The sequence below is a fragment of the Paraburkholderia bengalensis genome (assembly GCF_037126505.1).
In the GTDB taxonomy this organism is placed as follows: Bacteria; Pseudomonadota; Gammaproteobacteria; order Burkholderiales; family Burkholderiaceae; genus Paraburkholderia; species Paraburkholderia bengalensis.
In genome coordinates this window covers 1-21,222 of the sequence record NZ_JACFYJ010000091.1, presented here as the reverse complement: position 1 = coordinate 21,222, position 21,222 = coordinate 1, and the positions used below count along the sequence as shown (strand labels likewise).

At 57.8% G+C, this 21,222-nt stretch carries 13 protein-coding genes and 2 pseudogenes; 9 read left to right on the top strand and 6 right to left on the bottom strand.

Annotated features, from left to right (window positions below):
* The first annotated feature begins 1 nt into the window (after position 1).
* Entirely contained in the window at positions 2 to 3,022 is a 3,021-nt protein-coding gene (locus H3V53_RS34390; RefSeq protein ID WP_336601625.1) for an ATP-binding protein, read from the top strand.
* A gap of 69 nt (positions 3,023 to 3,091) precedes the next feature.
* On the opposite strand, the gene H3V53_RS34385 is transcribed toward H3V53_RS34390, so the two are convergent.
* The 5 genes from H3V53_RS34385 to H3V53_RS34365 all read right to left on the bottom strand — a co-directional run bounded on the left by H3V53_RS34385 (position 3,092) and on the right by H3V53_RS34365 (position 7,778).
* Positions 3,092 to 3,931 (bottom strand): haloacid dehalogenase type II, encoded by an 840-nt coding sequence (locus H3V53_RS34385; RefSeq protein WP_336601624.1) that lies wholly within the window; start codon positions 3,929 to 3,931, stop codon positions 3,092 to 3,094.
* Between the two features lie 103 nt (positions 3,932 to 4,034).
* Positions 4,035 to 4,838: an SDR family oxidoreductase gene (locus H3V53_RS34380; RefSeq protein ID WP_336601623.1), complete on the bottom strand. Its 804-nt coding sequence runs from the start codon at positions 4,836 to 4,838 to the stop codon at positions 4,035 to 4,037.
* A gap of 40 nt (positions 4,839 to 4,878) precedes the next feature.
* On the bottom strand, positions 4,879 to 5,874 hold the full coding sequence (locus H3V53_RS34375; protein ID WP_336601622.1) for an AEC family transporter: 996 nt from the start codon (positions 5,872 to 5,874) through the stop codon (positions 4,879 to 4,881).
* Positions 5,875 to 5,927: 53 nt separating this feature from the next.
* On the bottom strand, positions 5,928 to 6,815 hold the full coding sequence (locus H3V53_RS34370; protein WP_336601621.1) for an MIP/aquaporin family protein: 888 nt from the start codon (positions 6,813 to 6,815) through the stop codon (positions 5,928 to 5,930).
* 72 nt (positions 6,816 to 6,887) lie between these two features.
* Positions 6,888 to 7,778: an alpha/beta fold hydrolase gene (locus H3V53_RS34365; RefSeq protein WP_336601620.1), complete on the bottom strand. Its 891-nt coding sequence runs from the start codon at positions 7,776 to 7,778 to the stop codon at positions 6,888 to 6,890.
* A gap of 681 nt (positions 7,779 to 8,459) precedes the next feature.
* On the opposite strand from H3V53_RS34365, the gene H3V53_RS34360 reads away from it, so the two are divergent.
* The 7 genes and pseudogenes from H3V53_RS34360 (at position 8,460) to H3V53_RS34330 (ending at position 19,538) form a co-directional block, all read left to right on the top strand.
* Positions 8,460 to 9,362, top strand: coding sequence for an alpha/beta fold hydrolase (locus H3V53_RS34360; RefSeq protein WP_336601619.1), 903 nt, complete (start codon positions 8,460 to 8,462; stop codon positions 9,360 to 9,362).
* Positions 9,363 to 9,504: 142 nt separating this feature from the next.
* Positions 9,505 to 9,795 carry an antibiotic biosynthesis monooxygenase gene (locus H3V53_RS34355; protein ID WP_054923250.1) on the top strand — a complete coding sequence of 97 codons (291 nt, stop codon included), beginning with the start codon at positions 9,505 to 9,507 and terminating at the stop codon, positions 9,793 to 9,795.
* Positions 9,796 to 9,905: 110 nt separating this feature from the next.
* Entirely contained in the window at positions 9,906 to 10,934 is a 1,029-nt protein-coding gene (locus H3V53_RS34350) for a hypothetical protein (protein ID WP_336601618.1), read from the top strand.
* 22 nt (positions 10,935 to 10,956) lie between these two features.
* On the top strand, positions 10,957 to 11,406 hold the full coding sequence (locus H3V53_RS34345) for a DUF2231 domain-containing protein (RefSeq protein ID WP_336601617.1): 450 nt from the start codon (positions 10,957 to 10,959) through the stop codon (positions 11,404 to 11,406).
* Complete coding sequence (locus H3V53_RS34340) at positions 11,406 to 12,743, top strand: PQQ-dependent sugar dehydrogenase (protein WP_336601616.1); 1,338 nt, start codon at positions 11,406 to 11,408, stop codon at positions 12,741 to 12,743. Before H3V53_RS34345 ends, H3V53_RS34340 begins: the two co-directional genes overlap by 1 nt.
* 799 nt (positions 12,744 to 13,542) lie before the next feature.
* A pseudogene (locus tag H3V53_RS34335) lies at positions 13,543 to 13,704 on the top strand (IS5/IS1182 family transposase); the annotation flags it as partial.
* Positions 13,705 to 13,985: 281 nt separating this feature from the next.
* Positions 13,986 to 19,538: pseudogene (locus H3V53_RS34330) on the top strand (trifunctional serine/threonine-protein kinase/ATP-binding protein/sensor histidine kinase).
* Between the two features lie 46 nt (positions 19,539 to 19,584).
* Here the strand turns inward: H3V53_RS34330 and H3V53_RS34325 are convergent.
* Positions 19,585 to 20,214 (bottom strand): hypothetical protein, encoded by a 630-nt coding sequence (locus H3V53_RS34325; protein ID WP_336601615.1) that lies wholly within the window; start codon positions 20,212 to 20,214, stop codon positions 19,585 to 19,587.
* A 762-nt stretch (positions 20,215 to 20,976) separates the two neighbouring features.
* Here H3V53_RS34325 and H3V53_RS34320 point away from each other — a divergent pair.
* On the top strand, positions 20,977 to 21,222 hold a 246-nt coding region (locus H3V53_RS34320), incomplete at its 3' end, for a hypothetical protein (RefSeq protein WP_336601614.1).

Below are 21,222 nucleotides of genomic sequence, written 5' to 3'. Positions count from 1 at the left end.
GATGGACAGAAGCTACAGCGGCGTAGAAGCCTTTATCGAGTATCAGAAAGGGCGCGGTGAACATTGGTCAGCGGAACCCGACCGTGAGGAAGCCGCGAAGGAGTTCCATCGTGTGTGGGCTATGATAGCCAATCGGCGAATGGAAGCACTCATCGACGCCCCTTTGCTAACCGACTCGACTTTGCTCGATATTCTCGAGGTCTACACCGAGGCCGTTTCAATCGCTCAATTCACGGACGAGAACCTGCACGCGCTCATTTTGTGCCGTATTGTCGATCTGAGTCTCAGGCATGGAAACAGCGATGCATCGTGTTTCGCGTATGTTACTTTGGGGGTGCTAGCGGGATCTCAATTCGGGAACTATGACGCGGGCTACCAGCTCGGCAAGTTGGCATATGAGCTGGTAGAAAGGCACGGACTCACCCGGTTCCGAGCAAGGGTTTACATGCGGTTTGGCAACCTGATCATTCCGTGGAAGCGTCACGTACGGGCGGGACGGGAGCTTGTCCGGCGCGCTTTTGATGAGGCAAGCCGCTCTGGGGATCTGACGTTCGCTGCTTACAGTTGCACGAACCTTTACATCAACATGCTGACGGCCGCCGACCCCCTGAGCGAGGTGCAACTGGAAGCGGAAGCTGGCCTTGAATTCGCGGCAAGGTTGCGATTTGGCCGTGTCATTAGCATGATTGAAATGCAAATCATGTTTGTGCGAACGCTTCGTGGCCTTACCGACAGGTTTGGATCGTTCGATGACGGTGATTTTGATGAGGCTGCGTTCGAACGGCATTTGTCAGATAACCCCACGCTCGCAAGGCCGGAGTGCTGGTATTGGATTCGTAAGTTGCAAGCGCTGTTCTACGCGGGAGACTTCGCATGTGCCATCAAGGCCTCGGAAAATGCCGCACGACTTTTCGCGAGGTCGCAGTCTTATTTCGATCAGGTGGAATATCACTTCTTTAGGGCTCTCGCGCTTTTGTGTGGCATGGACTCCACGTCAAAGGATGTGCAGAGCCCGGAGTTCAATGCGGTGTACGAGCACCACGCGAAGATTGCGAGATGGGCCGAGGGATGTCCAGACAATTTCGAAAATTGCTCCGCACTCGTTGAAGCGGAAATCGCGAGGGTCGAAGGGCGGGTGACGGATGCCGAACATTTATACGAAAAGGCTATTCGTTCAGCGCAGGCTAATGGGTTCTTGCATAACGAAGCCACAGCAAATGAACTCGCGGGGCGCTTTTATGCTGCGCGGGGTTTTGAGAAGACGGCGCGAGCATATCTGCGCGATGCTCGCAGCTGCTTCCTTAGTTGGGGGGCTGACGGAAAGGTCCGACAACTGGATCGACTCTATCCGCAAATCCTGGACGAAGCCGCATCACCGGGCGCGACGGCTACGATTGTATCGCCAGCGGCGCTTCTGGATCTCGCCACGGTGTTCAAGCTGTCACAGGCTCTTTCGAGCGAAATATTTCTACCGCGTCTCATCGAAACGTTAGTGAGGCTCGTCGTCCAGAATGCGGGCGCCAACCGCGGACTGCTCATTCTGATTCATGGTGGCGTCCAAGAAAGCGAGCCGCGGATCGAAGCTGAAGCGACTGACGGGCCCGGTGGCATTCACGTAACCGTCGGTCAGGCAACGATTGGCCACTCAGACCTTTTGCGCCCGGCGCTGGACTATGTTCTTCGCACAAGACAACGCGTGTTGCTCAACGATGCGTTGGCAGACACTGTCTATTCGGTCGATGAGTATGTTCAGAAAAGTGGCACGCGCTCCGTCCTATGTCTGCCGGTCATAAAGCAGACCGAACTCCGCGGCGTGCTTTACCTCGAGAATAACCTGCTGCCCGGAGTTTTCACTTCCGATCGTTTGGCCCTCCTGCAAGTGTTAGCATCTCAGGCCGCAATCTCGCTCGAAAACGCAACGCTCTACACCAATCTGCAACGTAGCGAAGCGTTCCTCGCTCAGGGCGAGGAAATCAGTCACACGGGTACCTTTGGCTGGAATGCCTCGAACGGCGACCATTACTGGTCAGAAGAAGGATACAGGATCACAGAATTTGATCGCCGCGTTAAACCTTCCCTCGATCTGATGTTAGAACGAGTTCATCCGGAAGACCGTGAATCTGTTCGGGTTGCGCTTGAAGCTGCGATTAGCGAAAAGACAGAATTCGACAGCCAGCATCGGTTTCTTATGCCGGATGGACGGATTAAATATGTCCACGCTTTGGGACGTACGGTCAATGTGGGAAATCTCGATTTCGTTGGTGCGATCCGCGACGTATCGGAACGCAAGCGTGCGGAAGAAGACTTACGTCAGGCAATGACAGATCTGGCACGACTCAATCGTGCCACGACAATGGGCGAGGTCGCTGCTTCGCTAGCTCACGAACTCAATCAGCCAATTACAGGGGCGATTTCGTACGCGAGTGCTTGTCTGCGATGGCTGTCGCGTGAAACCCCGGATCTGGAAGAGGCACGGGCGGCTGCAACGAACATGGTGCAGGATGGACACAGGGCGGCGAATATCATCCATAGAATCCGCAAGCAGTTTGAGAAGGGGGCTTTGAATCGGGATGTCCTCGAAGTCGGCGAAATCCTCCGTGACACCGTCGGCTTGTTGGTTAGCGAGATCGATCGCTATGGGATAGTGGTGGAACTCGATTTGGCGCCTGATCTCCCATCCGTCATCGGCGATCGCGTGCAACTGCAGCAGGTCGCGATGAATCTTATCGTCAACGGCATAGAAGCGATAAAGGACATCGATTCCGCCAGAGAAATTGTCGTCAGATCGTGGAGGAGCCTTGACGAAATCGTGGTGTCCGTCCGGGACACAGGAGCGGGCGTGCCCCCCGAACTCGCGGACCAGATTTTCGATCCATTTTTCACTACCAAGCCTCATGGTACCGGCATGGGACTGCGAATCAGCCGTTCGATCGTTGAATCACACGGTGGGCGACTTTGGCTGTCCGAGGCCGCAGGGCGGCGATCCACGTTTCAGTTCACCTTGCCAACGGGTGAGAAATGAATGCCGGACCGTACTGTCGGGCCCCAAAGCTCCATGGACCAGGGCTCCGGTATTCCCGAATCCGACGGATCAGGATTCGAGCTTGCGGGCTAGATCCACGAGATCGTTGGCGACTATGTCGATGAAGCTTTCGGATTTGAGGTCGGCTGCGCGCCCTGGGCCCAGTTCCAGTGGTCTAGGTACATAGGCCGTTTTGAATCCAGCCTGTTTTGACGCATGGAGGTCCCACTTATGTGCCGATACCATCAACAACTGGTTTGGGCGGTAGCCGACATAGTCGACAGCTAGCTGATACACCTTTGGGTCCGGCTTGAAGGCATGATTCAGTTCTCCCGTTAACACTTCATCGAAAGGTAGCCCAGTGTCCTTCACGAGCGCTGTCATTTGCGACATCGACGCATTGGTGAGTGTCGACACGGTATATTTTTTTCGGAGCTGGGCGATACCTGGGATCGAGTCCGGCCACGGAACCATCTTTCCCCATTCGGCAAGTAGTTCGCCGCGGTCGTCGGTTGAGAGGCGATCTGCGACGCCTCGCCTGACAAGCAGCGGCATCAGGGCTTCTCTGTATACCTCGGTGTTTGGTATCCATTCGCGCCGACGCGCAGAAATGTCCACAATGATGTGGTGCGCGCCATCACTCCAGTCGCCGGGCAGTGTTGCTGCCCAATCGTCGGAAATTCCGTACTTTCGGCCAATGGTTTGCGCCCTTTGCACGATCGGATCGTAGAAGTTGAAGACGGTGCCCTGCATGTCGAAGGTGAGCGCCCTGACCCCTGCAAGGTCGGCATCAGCGGCCCTGGATCGTAGCGGCGCCACCGCCGCTAGTGCGGTCGCAGCCAGGGCTCCAACGAAGAGCTTGCGGCGTACTTGATTAACCCCGCCGAGGTACATTGGTTGTGCGCACATGTGGCTTCTCCTCTCGCCGATACATACGGCCGGTGGGCCGTCATTGCAGACTGCTACCCGTGCCTGCGGGCAGGCGCCAGAAAGGCGCCTGTGCGCGACACACTCAGATGGTTCGTGTGAGCATCGCCTGTTCGGCAGCCACCGCCCAGTCCGCGGTGTCTTTGGGGTAAATCGTACGGAAGGGGCCGGTTTCCGCCGGGATCAACTCGACCATCCTGGCGATCATGTCCTCCGGGTTAAGACGCATCTCCGGCTTGTCGAGCAGCGCGTCGGTTTGTGCCTTATACGAGGCGCGGCTTGTGAAGTTCACGTCATCATCGAGCCAGCGATACGCAGCTTCCACGCCGCGCTCATTGAAGCCGGTGAAGAACGGCCCTGGGTTGATGGTCTGCACTCGTATGCCGAATTCCTTCAGTTCCTCCTGCATGGATTCAGCAATTGACTGCACCGCGTGCTTCGTAGACGAATAGGTACCGATCATGCCTGGGCTCACCAGCGCAACAATTGAGGATATGAACACCACTTTGCCCTTCCTGTTTGACCGTACCCAACGACGTACAACCCGCTGGGTCAGGTCTAGCAGCGCGAACACATTGACCTCGAAGTTCTGCCTGACGAGGGGCATCGGAATCTCTGCTATGGGCCCGCCTTCGGCGATACCGGCGTTATTTACGAGCACGTCGAAATCGAGTTTCGCCGCATGACCAATGTCGTACGCATCCAGCATGTTAAGTTTGGTGACGGTCAAGTTGGTCAGCTCCATTTGGGCAACCTTGTCCCGTAGTGCCGTGACCTGTGGCCAGGACTCGGTTGTCGCGATGACGGTATGGCCTTTTTTTGCGAGGCCGATCGCCGCACCTTCACCAAGGCCTGAACCTGCGCCGGTAATAAGGATGGTTTTTTGCACTTTGAGCACTCCTTTTAAGAAGGGAAAAAAGGGTGACCGATCAGCCACCATAGTTGTACGACCATCCAATGGCAGCGGCCAAAGTGATGGCCGAAAACAGGGTGCTTGCGATGATCGTTGAATTCGCTTCACCTGAAATTCGACCGTAGCTGTTGCCGAAGAGGATGCCGAAGAAGCCTGAAGGAAGGGCCGCCATGATGACCGCGAGCCTGGTGATTTCAGGCGGCGCATCCACCAAGCGACAGATCAAGTAGGCGAGAAGAGCCTGTGCAATGTTTGATAAGCCGACTCCGAAGACGGTATTGAGCGTCAGTCGAAACCTGCTTTGGGACAGAACGACACCCGTTACCAGAAGCCCCATGCCACCAGCCGCAACGCCGATCTGACGCAACGAAGCTACTGCTGCGGCGGGCAATTGCCATCCGCTTATCGATACGAGCATCCCAAACACTGGAGCGAGCACGATCGGTTTCGAGAGCGCGTGACGGCATGCCGTCCGGATTTCTTTTAGCGCGTTCACCTTCGGATCGACCTTTTCGTGGGCCGGTGCTTGGTGCACTCCGGTGGCGCTGGGACCGCTCTGGTCGAGTTCGAGCAGCGCCAGGGTCAAGGGCGAGGGCAAAAGTGAGCCAACGGCAATACCGACCGCCACAGTCGAGAGGTGCTCGGCGCCAAACAGGGCAGTGATGACCGGGAAGGCGGCGGCGGCGTAGTTGGGCTGGCCGACAGCCAACGCCTGAAGTGCGGCCTCGCTGGAATTCTGCTGGCGCGCCCATCTCTGATAGGCGTACCAGAGAATGTAGACGCCCATCATGGTGATGGTTAGTGACAGCAGTATCGGCCACTGAGCTATCAGATCGGACCACCGCGTTGTTGCTGTCGCGACAAACAGGGAGGCGGGGAGGCAATAACTCATTACGACCGTGTTTAGCTCCTTTACGTTCAGATTGTTGATGTGACCGGTCTTGCCGGCGGCATAACCCAATAACATCACAAAGAAAGTCGGCGCAAGTGCGAGGGCGAGAACCGAGAGCATGATGAGTCATTAACCTTTACGATTGCAGGAAGGAGTCGATTGGATGTCGCCCATCAATTGCCCTGTCTGCCTGTGCCGTCGACGTAATCCGTCCGGCCTTCATTGCGATGGTTCCCGCGCGGCTTTCCGATACGCCGGGTGGATAGGAGGGTCTTCTTTTCGTGGGGGTAAAACTGCCGGATAAGCAGATGTTGTGACGCACCACCGATCAGGCCGCCCATGAGTGGCCCGACGATCGGTACCCACCAGTAACCTGCGGCGCCGGGGAAAGCGGCACGGTCCCAACCGAGAAGCCAGGCGAATAGCCGTGGTCCAAAGTCGCGAGCGGGATTAAGCGCCCACGCCTCCAGATAGCCCGTTGACGCACCGATCACCGTCACGATCATGCCGATCACGACAGCGCCGAAGTTCGCTTGGGGTGCCATGGTATTAAATTCATCCGTCACGGCAAAAATTCCGAACACGAGGAAGGCCGTAAGGATGGTCTCGTCGACAAGCGCCTTTAAGGGGGTTACCGTAATGCCCGGGGCTGTGAAGAACACAGCTGCCGCGCCTCCATTGGCGCGAGTTAGATGTTCGATCGCATTAAAATGATCGATGACGGTGTAATACAGTGCATAGACAATTGCAGCGCCCAGGAATGCACCGATCACCTGCGCGACCCAATATGGGATGACCTTTCGCCAGGGAAAACCGCGGAACAGTGCAAGAGACAGGGTCACAGCCGGGTTCGCGTGTGTGCCAGACACAGCACCCGTCACGTAGATGGCGAATGAGGTTGCGAAGCCCCAGGTGATGCAGACGCCCCAGTAGGCTGTCCTGTACGGGCTCGGTTCGTAGAGCGCGTACATCGCCGCGACGGAGCAACCGAATGTGATGATTATCGTCATTGCGATCGCTTCAAAAACAAGTTCTCCGATCAGCTCATGATGGCGTCCCATGCGTTGCCTCTCTCGTCCAACAACCCGAAACTCGTCGCACCCGTTGTCGAGGGCGTTTAACGGCGATACCTGTCACCTGGCGCCGTCAGGGCGCCATTCGCCGGAAAGATGCGAAAAGATCTCAGCCGCAAACAATTCTGGCGCCTCCGTTGGTGAAAAATGCCCGACTCCTGGCATGAACTTGAGCGAAAAATTGCTCATGAACCGGTCAATCTGATCGGACCATGCAACCGGAAAAAGCGGATCACATTCGGGCCACAGAATGGAAGTGGGTTTGTGGAAGCGATCGGCAATGTCCGGCACAGTTTCCGCTGCATAGCCCGAGACGGGATTACTTTCCGGATGGCGGAACCAGGACACGCTCGCGGTGAAGGCGCCCGGCGCTGAACAGCCTTGCACCATGTTGTCGAGCAGTTCGTCGGTGACCGACGAACCGGGACCGGACCACCCATCGAGATGAATCTTCAACAGCGCACGAATGGCATTGGGATTGGCATCGAAGACCTGTTCGACCAGCGCGGTCCGAAAGAACGTTGCGTGCCAGAACTCATTGACAGGTGAGACTTCGAGGATGCGTCGTCCAACGCCCGGAATCGGCGGGGCAAGAACGAGCGCCGCGACGAGATCCGGCCGCTTCCGCGCGATGCCCTGCACAGTGAAGCCGCCGATGTCATAGCCGACGAGGATGGCGTCCGTAAGCTGGAGTTCATCCATCAGGGCGATGACCGCTTTGACCTGCCCGTCTCGCGAGAAGGCATCGCTTCCGTGCTCCAGTTGTTTGTCGGACAGCCCAAACCCGCGCAGATCCGGGACGATCGTCATCGCACGGGCGGACACAAGCGCAGCCAGTTTGTCGTATTCGTGGCTGTCTCCCGGCGACCCGTGGATCATGACGACGGGCCTGCCGGAGCCGTGCTTGTGGTACGCGAGGCGATAACCATCGGTGGGGCTGGTGAAGAACATCGAAACCTCCGGGGTGGGGGGATGTGTGCACAGAGCATCCCCCGAGTCGAAGTCGTGCTCAATGACGCGATGGGTTCGGGATCGCATACCTTGGTATTACGGGCTTCCGACTGCGAGCCCTCGAGTGTCATAGAAGTTTTACATCAGTCTGCAAATGAAAGTTCTTCCCACACCATCCTGGCCGCGATGGCTACAGATTAGTGGCAGAGCGCGGTAACGCTTTGATCTGCGACGCGGTTCGAGGACGCGCGTTCGAAATGTTTTTTCTCGTGATGCCTATCAAGCCCGCCCGCGGACCACGTAATAGCGATGGTTACGCTCGAATATTAGGATGCAGCGCATGTCTGGCCTTGTGACAAAGCAGGTTCGAACGATTCACTCAGTTGCAGCTGCGTCATCAAGCGTTGACCACACGGCTCTATGTCTCGATGTTTCAACGGCGGATTCGCATCCGGCACGACTTGTCAACGGAGTCGCGGAACCCTGAACGGGTGCGAGCTTTGAAACCACCACTTTGTCGAAGGGAAGCGTTAGCTTTAGTTGCCTTTGAAAGAGAGGAGTTGGGTTCCGCACTACGTAGTACCTTCGTATGCCCCATGAAACCCATAGGGTTATTGAGGATGAGACCCGATGGGCAGACCATGAACGCTCAATTTACGGATTCGGGCGAGGAGTATGCGAATGCAGAGCGTCCACCACAGCATGTTCGAGCACGAAGGTGTCCGCATCCACTGTGTCACGGCAGGTCCCCCTCCGGGCAAGGGCGGTAACGACCGCACGATAGTGCTTCTGCACGGATGGCCCCAGACATGGTGGGAATGGCGCCACGTCATAGAACCTCTGTCCACTGAAGGTTGGTTCGTCGTTGCTCCCGACTATCGCGGAGCAGGAGGGTCATCGAAACCCGCAAGCGGTTACGACAAGCAGACGATGGCGACAGACATACGGTCATTGCTTGTCCATCTTGGTGTAACAAAACCTGTCACGCTCGTAAGTCATGACCTGGGGATGCTGGTCGGATACGCGTTCGCAACACTCTATCCAGAAGATGTGGAGCGCCTGGTACTAATGGAAGCGCCGATCCCGGGCACCAAAGCCTTCCAGAGTGTCGCAACGACCCGATTCAGAGAGGCGAAGCTTTGGCATTTCCATCTTCACGGTGCTGCGGACAACGTTGCCGAATTGCTGATCGCTGGCAGTGAGTTTCCCTATCTTCGGTCTTTCTATACGAGGTTGAGTGCAAATCCGGATGCCATTTCTCTGGCCGACGTAAAGAGATATGTCGCTGACTACACGGCGCCGGGAGCGATGCGAGCGGGCCTTGAGCTCTATCGCGCGTTCGAGAAGGATGGGGATGACAACCAGAGGATGCTGTCGGAAAAAGGCAAACTGAAAATGCCCGTACTCGGCCTCGGGGGGACAGCGAGTTTCTTTCTGCCACTAGCCGAAGAGATGCTTTCGGAAGTCGCTGACACTGTCACAGTCCGACCGATCGAAGATTCCGGACACTGGATTGCAGAAGAACAGCCGGAGGCATTTCTGCGCGAGCTGCGCAGATTCATACACGAAACTGAGGGGAAGTAACCAGCCCCACGCCACGCGGCTACGTCCCGGTCGATTTCGGTATGCCACGAGCGTGCTGTTCACCGATTCAATTCGTCGCCGGTTCTCCATCGAGAGCCAATTGGACTTGCTTCACCAACCACTCTTCATCAAGGAGCTTGACATGATCATTCTCAACGTTTTCTTCAAGGTTAAGGAGGATTCCAAGCGGAAGTTTCTGGATCTTCTTGAAAATATGGTTGTGGAATCGAACAAAGAAGATGGATGCGTTTACTACGAACTCTGGATCGACGCGAAAAATCCAAATCACTATTCGTTGATCGAACACTGGCGAGATCAGGCGACCCTGACGGCACATGGAAAGACTGCCCATTGGATTCATTTCAACGATACGGTGAATGGATACCTCGACGAAAAATACGATGAACACCACTACACGGAAATACCTTTCTGAGCAACGGTATCGTCGATCTTGATGAGCCTGGTCGGTGGCATTTCAACAGCACACCGCCAGTTGGAAACTGGTCGTCCTTTCACGACACCGATTAACTCCCGGTGAATGTCATGCAAAGTGCCGCCTCCCGCGCGTCATGTTCAAGGGTCTCGGTGTGTCTTCACCTGGTTCCCGCGTTGATGGCGGTGGGGTATCCGTGGTACCTCGCGATGTTTTATCGGTTGCATTCGACAAAGCATATTGCGGAGGCGTTGCTAACCTTGGCGCTGGTCTTTGCAGTCCCTGGCGGCGCCTTCGCAAGTCTTTATGCTCTTGGACGCACGGAGACGTTGAGGTTCGAAGGCGTCGTCCTCCGCCGCCTGACATACGTGACGTTCGTGTCGCCGAGCCTCTTCGTGATTCTCGGCGTGTTTCTTTACTTGATGAAGGTCAACGGCAAGGATGGTCAGGTCTGGGTCGGATTGTGGTTAGCGGCACTATGCGGCACGTCACTGACGATACTGGGTCACCGGGGAGAAGTTCTGCCCGTGCGTTCGCATGAGCATATGAGACCCGTGCGGGTAATGCATGGGATAGCGGCACTGGTTATTTTGCTGGTTTTTCTCGTCGCACATCTGGTCAACCATACATTCGGTGTTATAGGCGCAGAGGCGCATCGGGAGGTGATGTTGATATTGAGAATTATCTATCGATCGCCGTTTGTCGAGCCCGTTCTCTTGACACTGTTCTTCTTTCAGATCGTCAGCGGACTGGTTCTCGCAGAATCAAGGATGGGGTCGCGCCAAGGCATTCTGGATGTACTTCAAACTGCGTCAGGCGCTTATCTCGCCGTCTTCATTGCTTCGCATCTCAATGCGGTCTTTGTGCTCGCCCGGTACTTTGGCACCGAAACGGACTACGCGTGGGCGACCGCGTTACCTGATGGCATGCTTGCTGACCCTTGGGATGTGCGGCTAATCCCTCACTATGCGCTCGGTGTCTGGTTGCTATTCGCTCATATTGCCTGTGGATTGCGGATGGTCTTGCTTGCCCATCGTGTGGAGAAACGCAAGGCGGATGCTGTCTGCTGGGCGCTCGTCCTCGCATCGACGCTATGGTCGGCCGTAATTATCGCCGGAGCTGTCGGCGCCCGTGTTTAACCGTCACCCGCGGAGACTCAACATGGCAGAAGACAATCCTAAAGCGCTAGCCAGCGTTCGTGGTCATCCTGTTCACGCGTTCCTGGTGCCGTTTCCCTTCGTGTGTTTCGTGGGAACGCTTCTCACGGACCTCGCTTACTGGAAAACAAACGATGTGATGTGGGAAATTTTCTCGGACTGGCTGTTGTTAGGGGGACTTGTGATGGCGGCATTTGCGGTTCTTGCGGGTCTGGTCGATTTTCTCGGCAACCGGCGGGTTCGCACAATGCGCATCGCCCGGCTGCACGTTACTGGAAACGTACTCGCGATGATTCTCGCTGTCGTCAACGCGTTCGTGCACAGCCGGGATGGATATACGGCAATTGTTCCGACCGGGCTAACGCTTTCGTTCCTCGTTGTGCTTTTGCTGTCGGTCACCGGATGGATCGGAAAGACGATGGTATATCGCCATCGAGTAGGAGTGACCGACTGATGAAAACGACTCAATCTCCGACCCCGCAGGCGAGGGCCATCTTGCTGTCAAGTGCTGCGATTGTGCTCACGCTTTCAGTTACAGGTTGCGACTACACCGCAGCGGACCCGAAATTGCAGATTGGTGCCCACCCCGTACTGCCTGCATTGAGGCAGTATCTTTTCCCTCCGATGCGCATCGCTACCCCGAGAACCTGGACACAGGGCGAGACTCCTAACGTACCTGAAGGCCTGCAGGTCAGCGCGCTCGCGAGGGGACTCAAGCGCCCGAGATCGCTGTATGTGCTTCCGAACGGAGATGTACTGGTGATCGAATCGAGCGGACCAGATGCGCCGGTGATGCGGCCCAAGGATCTTGTCGTCGGCATCGTGCTCGGCGCGGCTGGAGAGTTCAATCAGGCGGGAAACCGGATTACTCTGCTGCGCGGCGGCACCGACGGCAAGCCCCTGACCCAGACAGTCTTTTTGGATCATCTGACCTCGCCTTTTGGCGTCGCACTCGTCGGTCACGATCTGTACGTTGCCAACACGGACGCGATCGTCCGATACCCGTATAACGATGGCGACACCCAAATCAAGGCACGCGGTACAAAGCTCACCGACTTACCAGCGGGGCCCATCAACCACCATTGGACCAAGAGTCTGATTGCGAGTATCGATGGATCGAAACTATACGTTGGCATCGGTTCGAATAGCAACATAGCTGAGAACGGCATGCAGGCAGAGATCGATCGCGCCGACATCTGGGAGGTCGATCGGGCCACCGGCGCGCATCGTATATTCGCAAGCGGCCTGCGTAATCCGAATGGTTTCCAATGGGAACCGCAGACGGGCAAGTTATGGACAGTCGTGAACGAGCGGGACGAACTTGGCCCCGATCTGGTCCCGGATTACATGACGTCCGTTAAAGACGGTGCGTTTTACGGCTGGCCGTACAGCTACTACGGAAACCATGTAGATCCGCGAGTCATGCCTCAACGCCCGGACCTCGTCGCGACGGCGATCTCGCCCGACTACGCGCTGAGTTCACACGTTGCGCCACTCGGCATGGCTTTCTACCAGGGGACGAACCTTCCCGCGACATACCGCGGCGGGGCCTTCGTGGGGGAGCATGGGAGTTGGGATCGCAGCCCGCTGAACGGCTATAAGGTTGTCTACGTCCCCTTTCATGACGGAATGCCGAGCGGGCCGGCTCAGGATGTCGTGACAGGGTTCCTGAGTCCCGACAACCACGCTCGTGGTCGGCCAGTAGGCCTCGCCGTCGACAAGAGCGGGGCGCTGCTGATCGCCGACGATCTTGGGAATACGGTCTGGCGGGTTGCAGCCAAAGGGAAATGAATTGCCGAGCGCGTCTATAACCTGTTCGCGGAGTCGCAGAGTGTCTCCGGCCAGCTCTAGGCACGTCGGCAACGTCGTGGCGTTGGGTACGGCAGGAGCAGGGCAGATGGCGCTTTGAACCGGGCCGCGCGCGGTCGGTCCTGTTTTTGACCTGAGCCCACGGCGCGGGTTGAAGAGAGGACGGAGGGGGAAGGAGTGATGACTTCCCTACTCGTCCAAGACGAGGATGTGGCGGTGGGGCTGACCACCTATTGATGGGCCCACGTGGTATCACGCCAGCCTTTCGTATGATAAAAACAAGTGGCTACGATGGAGCGAGCGAATGCCGGTGGCGCGGCTGGATTCTTCGAGAAGCCGGTGGACGATGACCGAATGCTGGCGTTGATTGCCAGGCTATCAGGAAAAAACGATTGACGGTGACTCGGTTGAATGGACCTAGCCGCGTCGTGTTCGCCTGCTTGCTGTTCGCCTGCTTGGTGTTCGCCTGCTTGGTGTTCGCCTACTCGGGCACCTCGGCAATGTCGCGGGAATACATATCTGTGGTCACCGAGTCGGCGCGAGGGGCTATCGGCGTTCATGCCGCCCGCTCCCTAGGCGGCATGCGCGCGAGCAGTCTCATCGAGCCACGAGTTCCTCCGTTGCGTCAGCGGAAATGCGAATCACTGGTATGGTCGGCCTCCAAAGTTTGATGGCATTTAGCAAAGCAAAGCCGTTGCCTTGGCGTAGCTGGATATCCGTAACGCTCGGCCGAGCAGTTGCTTGGCGATACCCGACGGTCAAGACTTCATTTGGTCGGACGCTGCCTCGCGAGATGGGTTTGCGGCAGCTGCATAAGTTGCTGGCGCGCCTACGCGACCGGCAAGCCGCTGATGTCTGGGAGCAGTTGCACGAGGCGCTGCGTGCGGGATGGGGCGCAGCCGACCAGATCGACTGGTCTCGCGTCATCGTCGACTCATCCACTTGATAGGCCCATCCGGACCGATTCGTCGTCGTCCACTACGGCGATGACTGGGGAAAAGCACCGTTCTTTCACTTGTCTTTCCATTTTTACGCGGACTGAACAGATCGCAAGTTACTGCCTGCCAGTCGCTACTGCAATAAGACTTTCGAATGATGAAGGTGGAGTGTCATATTTGATCCGGGGCTCATCCAGACTTGACAGTCGTACGAAACCTTTTATACACATAGATTATTCCGATTGCGCTGCGACGGATAACATCTGAGAGGCTACCGTCGAGGTTCATGGTGAACAACAGACCCCAAATTTCATGGGACGATGGGGAGCGCCTCTTCTGGCGCGGGCGGAGACCGGGCCACAGCGATGGCCCGGATGTCCTGCTCGCTCGCCCCGCTGCCGAACATCCACGGCCGGCCAGCCTTGAAAGGTTCGCACATGAATTCAGCCTGAAAGACGAACTCGACGCAGCATGGGCACTACGGCCGCTCGAACTGGTGCGCGAAAACGGCGAAACCGTGTTGGTGCTCGAGGACCCGGGTGGCGAGCCGCTCGCGCGATTGCTCGGCGCGCCCATGCAAATCGAGCGTTTCTTTCATCACGCACTCGGCATAGCATCGGCGTTGGGACACCTGCATCAGCGTGGGCTCGTCCACAAGGATCTGAAACCCGCACATATTCTTGTTAATTGCGTTGGCGCCCATGCTCGCCTCACGGGCTTCGGCCTCGCCTCGCGACTGCCTCGCGAGCGACAGGCACCCGAGCCGCCCGAGACGATCGCCGGTACGCTTGCCTATATGGCGCCCGAGCAGACCGGGCGAATGAATCGCTCCATCGACTCGCGAAGCGATCTCTATGCACTTGGCGTGACGCTGTACCAGATGCTGACGGGCACGCTGCCGTTTACAGCCGCAGACCCGATGGAATGGGTGCATTGCCACATCGCGAGAAAGCCTGTACCGCCGAGCGACCGGGTACGGCAAGTGCCTGCCGCGGTCTCGCGCATCGTCATGAAGCTGCTCGCAAAGACCGCGGAGGAACGCTATCAAACAGCGTCGGGTGTGGAGCACGATCTGCGTCATTGCCTTGCGCACTGGCAGCATCGGCAGTTTATCGAAGCGTTTCCACTCGGCGAACGCGATGCTTCCGACCGGCTGATGATTCCTGAGAAGCTTTATGGGCGAGAGCGCGAAGTCGCTACGCTGGTTGCCGCATTCGACCGGATCGTCAAGAGCGGCAAGCCGCCAGAACTGGTATTGGTCTCGGGCTATTCCGGGATCGGTAAATCGTCAGTCGTCAATGAACTGCACAAACTGCTGGTGCCGCCCAGGGGCATCTTCGCTTCAGGCAAGTTCGATCAGTACAAGCGCGACATTCCATACGCGACACTGATACAGGCGTTTCAGAGCCTGGTACGCCCGCTGCTCGGCAAACCCGACGCGGAACTCGCGCGCTGGCGTGCGGCGTTACTGGAGGCGCTCGATGTCAACGCGGGGCTCATGACCGATCTGATTCCTGAGCTGAAGCTCATTATCGGAGAGCCGCAGCCCGTTCCTGAGCTCGAGCCGCAACAAGCGCAGCGCCGTTTCATGGAGGTTTTTCGGCGTTTTATCGGGGTTTTCGCGCGCGAGGAACATCCGCTCGCCCTTTTCCTGGACGACCTCCAATGGCTTGATGCGGCAACGCTCGACCTGCTCGAAGATCTTTTGGTGCGTCCCGACCTTCAACATCTGATGCTGATCGGCGCCTACCGCGACAACGAAGTCGATGCCTTACATCCGTTGACGGGCAAGCTCCGCGCCATTCGCCAAGCGGAAGTCGTGGTCAGTGAGATTAACCTCGCGCCGCTATCCATTTCGCACGTCAGGCAGTTGATCGAAGAGGCGCTTCGTCGCGAGGATGAGTCCGTTGAATCGTTGGCTCAACTGGTGCATGACAAGACGGCGGGCAACCCGTTTTTTGTGATCCAGTTTCTCCAGGCGCTCGCCGAAGGCGGCCTGTTGTTTTTCGATCAACGTGACGGGCGGTGGCGGTGGAATCTCGAACTTATCCATGCCAAGGGTTACACCGACAACGTCGTCGATCTGATGATTGGCAAGCTGAACCGTTTGCCGGACGGGACACAACATGCGTTGCAGCAACTTGCATGTCTGGGAAATGTCGCGAGCATTAATATGTTATCCACAGTCCTCGGGATTCCCGTGGAACAGGTCCATGCGGACTAATGGGATGCCTGCCGCCTGGAACTGATGGAGCGGCTCGAAGGCTCTTACCGGTTCGGACACGACCGCATTCACGAAGCCGCGTATTCGCTCATTCCGGGGCCTTCACGCGCCGCCGTGCATTTGCGGATTGGCCGCCTGCTCGTTGCTCGAATGACGCCGGACAAACAGGAGGAAGCCATCTTCGAGATCGTCGGGCAACTGAATCGCGGTGCCGCCTTGATGACTTCACGCGACGAGCGGGAACAGCTCGCCGCGTTCAATCTGCTCGCGGGACAGCGCGCGAAAGCGTCGACGGCGTATGCATCGGCGCTCACTTATCTCCAGACGGGCGCGGAACTGCTTGGCGACGACAGCTGGAACCGTCAACACAAGCTGACCTTCGAACTGGCGCTGAATCGCGCTGCATGTGAATTCCTGACGGGGCAGGCATCCATCGCCGACGAGCGCCTCGCCGCGTTATCGCTGCACGCGACGACAACCGGGGAGCAGGCAAGCGTCGCATGTCTGCATACGGACGTCTGCACGACGCTCGACAAGAGCGACCGCGCGGTTGCCGTGTGCCTTGATTATCTGCGTCACGTAGGCATCGATTGGTCGCCTCATCCGTCTGACGAAGAAGTGCGCCGCGAATATGAGTTGATCGGCTTGCAGTTGGGCAACCGGGCGATCGAAGATCTGATCGATATGCCTCTTATGGAGGACACGGCGTCGCTCGCAACGGCCGAGGTACTGACGAAGCTGTTTGCGCCCGCCTTGCAGACCGATGGAAACCTCGTCGCGCTGATGAGCTGCAAAGCAATCAATCTGAGCCTTGAGCGTGGCAACTGTGATGCGTCGTGTTTCGCCTATGTTCTGCTTAGTCGCGTTGCTGGACCGCGCTTCGGTGACTATCGGTTTGGCTTTCGCTTCGGCCAGCTTGGCTATGATCTCGTCGAACAACGCGGGCTCAAGCGCTTCGAGGCAAAGACCTATCTGTGCTTCTCTATTTTTTCCGTTCGCTGGATGAAGCCAGTGCAGGCTTGCCGCGATATGCTGCGGCGAGCCTTCGCCGCTGCGACCCGGCTCGGCGACATTCCGTACGCCGCCTATGCATGCAACAGCATGAACTCGGATCTGCTATTCGCCGGCGAGCCGCTGCCTGAAGCACAGGCTGAAGCAGAACGCGGACTCGCTTATGTCGAGCGGATGCACTTCGGGCTCGTGATCGACTTTATCGCCACGCAACTCGCGCTGATTCGTACGCTCCGCGGCCTAACGCCTATGTTCGGCTCGTTCGATGATGAACGATTCAATGAATTCCGGATTGAGCGCCGCCTTTCGGAGAATCCAGCGCTCGCTGTCCCCGCTTGCTGTTACTGGATACGCAAGCTGCAGGCACGCTTTATCGCCTGCGATTATGCCGGAGCGCTTGATGCGGCCGCCAAGGCGCAACCGCTTCTGTGGACTTCATCGTCGTTTTATGAGGAATCGGACTACCATTTCTACACGGCCTTGACATTATCGGCGCGTCTGAACAGTGCGCAGCCCCAAGAGCGATCGCAACATCTTGCTGGGATGAAGGACCACCTTCGACAGTTGAACCTCTGGGCGGCAAACTGCCCGGAGAATTTCGCTGACCGCGCGGCACTGGTGCGCGCGGAGATCGCCCGTGTCGAAGGGCGCGACAACGATGCTGAGCAAAGCTACGAGCAGGCAATACGCGCAGCTCAGCAAAGTGGTTTCGTTCACAACGAGGCGCTCATCAACGAACTCGCATCGCGCTTCTACTCAGCGCGCGGTCTGGAGAAGATTGCGCGCCTGTACATGCGCGACGCCCATTATAGCTATCGACGCTGGCGCGCCGACGGCAAGGTCCGGCAATTAGAGCAAATGTATTCGTACCTTGGTGCCAACGATCCAACGTCCGAATCGATGAGCACCATTGCAACACCCGTCGAGCAACTTGATCTCGCGACGGTGCTCAAGGTGTCGCAGGCGGCATCCAGCGAAATCGTGCTGGAGAAACTGATTGACATGATCATGCGTACGGCCATCGAGCAGGCGGGTGCCGAGCGTGGTCTCCTGATCCTCTCCCAAGGGGCCGAAATGCGCGTGGCCGCAGAGGTGAGGACCGGCGCGGAGACGACGCATCTGCAATTACGCGATGTGCCCGTGAGCTCGACGCTCCTGCCAGTATCGGTTCTGTACCACGTGATGCGCGCACGAGAACACGTCATCCTCGACGATGCCTTGGTCGACCCTCGTTTCGAAGCAGATTCATACGTCTGTCAGTTTCGCCCCCGCTCGATTCTCTGTTTGCCTTTGATGAACCGCGCGAAACTCATTGGCTCGCTATACCTCGAAAACAATCTGACGGCTTGCGTCTTCAGCCCTGCCCGGATCGCCGTGTTGAAGCTGGTCGCGTCGCAGGCTGCCATCTCGCTGGAGAACGCACGCCTCTATCGCGAGCTTGCCGAGCGAGAAGCGAAGATCCGGCGTCTCGTCGATGCGAATATCATTGGGATAATCGTCTGGAACGCCGATGGTGTAATTCTTGAGGCCAACGACGCATTTCTTCACATGGTCGGATACGAGCGGGAAGACTTCGCGTCGGGTGCCGTGCGCTGGCGTGATCTGACGCCGCCAGAGTGGCGGCCCATCAGTCTGGAAGCCATTGAACAGTCAGCGCAAACAGGGCGAGCGCAACCATACGAGAAGGAATATATCAGGAAGGATGGCAGTCGGGTGCCTGTCATCGTCGGTCTTGCGACGTTCGAGGCTAGCCGAAAAGAAGGCGTCGCCTTTGTGCTGGATCTGACTGAGCGCAAGCTTGCCGAACAGGAAGCTGGTAACAGTGAACGTCGATATCGGGAATTGCAGTCTCAACTGGCGCACGCCAACCGGGTCGCGACGGTTGGTCAACTCGCGGCCTCGATCGCTCATGAGGTGAACCAACCGATCTCGGCAGCGGTGATGAATGCGCGGGGCGGGCTACGTTGGCTGCGCGCCGAGCCGCTCGAAGTGGAGGAAATTCGCCAGACTTTCGAGCGTATCGTCAGCGATGGCAATCGGGCGGTCAGTGTCGTTGGCAGAATCCGTCAACTTATCAGGAAGGCGCCACCGAGCAAGGAGCCGGTGGATGTCAATGCGACGATTCGAGAGGTAATCGAACTGACACGCGGCGAAGCGTCGAGAAATGCGGTATCCGTGGACAGCCTGCTCGCGGATGGCTTGCCACCCATCGAAGGAGATCATATACAGCTTCAACAGGTACTTTTGAATCTAATCATCAACGCGCTTGAGGCTATGACCGAGGTCAGCGACGGCGAGCGGCATTTGCTGATCAGCAGCGAGCGCGAGGATTCCGACGGCACGAGCATTTCGGTGACCGTGCGTGACACCGGGCCCGGATTCGCTCCGGGGAGCGCCGAGCAGATCTTTGAGCCCTTCTATAGTACGAAGCCGACCGGACTCGGCATGGGACTGTCAATCTGTTCATCGATAATAAAGGCCTTTGGCGGCCGGATGCGGGCGTCTGCGAATGTCCCGCGGGGCGCCGTCCTCCAGATCATCTTGCCGGGATATACAAGTGTTCTCGGCAAGCGTGACGCAGAGATGGGCTGCGGGTCGACGTGAAGCCTTCAGGACGGCTCGGCAATGTCGGGCGAAAGCGTGGCTAGGATCAGGAATTACAGTTATCACGCCAGTCGTGTTGTCGCGCACATCTATGGCATCTCCCGAGTCTGAATGGCCGGTGTGGAGCCCTTCGAAAGGCCCAGTCCGCCCATCCGGGAACGGTCAGTCGGGAGACCAAGGCGGAACTGCCCGACATCGTCAACGCGATGCTCGAGGGGGCCGTGCGGCGTGCCGTGGCGGTGTTTCCGGGCGTGGCCAGAGGCGGCGCTGCGCCGGGCAGGCGCGCGAGTATCGGGCGCACCGGACTCTTTAGCCACGCAGCGACGTCGGTCCGGATCTTGCCTAGAAAACCGATGGCTTCCTGAACCGCCTCTGCCGTCGAAAACTGCTGCGCGATGTCGGCCGGCACTGCGCCACACGCCATCAGGACCGCCCGCCCGGCAACAAGACGTTCCGTCGTCGTGCTGCCATGGGCAAGCCTCAGAAGAAAAGCGGGCTGGTCTTCGGCGTCCGGGTTGTATGCAATGTCGGTCGATGAATCCGGCTCCGCTGCGTCTTGCCACAGGGTGTCGAGGTCGGGCGCTTCGCAGTCCGTCAGTTCAGCGGCCCTGTCGAATCCGTCATTTACCTTCACGACCGAGCGCCCGATGGGATCAATGAGATAAAAGTGGAACACGCCCGCCTCCCCGCCGCACAACATAGGGTACGCATGAGCAATTTGTCGGCCAGCGGGCGTAGACCGCATTAACTATCGACTCCTTCGATATCGGGACGTTCGCCTTGGCTCGACCGGACTGAGCGGCCTCGCATAGCAAGCGCGAAGCGGCGAGGTCTCCGTACGGCCAATAAGAGTCATTGGTCGCGGCCGACGTCTGGACGTCCATGTGACTGCTCCGCATCCGGCAACGGCCAGTCGGATACTGATGACGTTAATCGTACCGTCTGAAGGTGATAAACAACGGGCCGGCCATCGACCGCGCGGCGCTCTGACGAGACGAAAACGGTATTCGTCCTGCACCTGCCGCGTCATCAGGAACGTACGTGAAAAAGATCCACGGAACGGCCCATGCTGAGCTGCCGGCGTCGTTCGGATTGTGGGTATTGGCTGGTGATAACACCAGTCGACGTGTCCATTGCAAATGTTCGACGGCAAATATGGGGCGGCAAGCATCACGCGGATTGCAGACCAATGAGCCACGGGGTCTGCGCGCAGCTTGCAGCATTCGGGAATGCCTCGCACATCTTCACACAATCACGTCTCCGCTTGATCTGTGTCAGGCCCCGAGTCGCTGATTTATATGAGTCATCCTTCGAATGTTGGGCACCGGGCGAAGCGACTCGCCATGCACATGGATTCTTGAAACATCCAGAAGCACACCCTAATCTTAATCTGTGACCGGAATCGGCCAGCGTATTTCCGGTCCGCAGAGGAGGAGCGATGCGCCAGTCGGTTCTTTCAGTGCTGTTGCTTTCTGTGGCGGTGACTAGCTACGGCGGCAGCGACCGGCCGCCCAACAGTGGCGCGCCCGAGCACAATGAGGATCCCGTCCTGGCGCTATATGACAGCAGGGGCACGCGGATCGGCCCAATCGTGTCGTACGGCTTTCTGGACGGGGTCACGTTGACGATCAACGGCGCGGTGGTGTTCGTTCCTGTCGCACGCGCCCAATCCGCTGGACCGCCC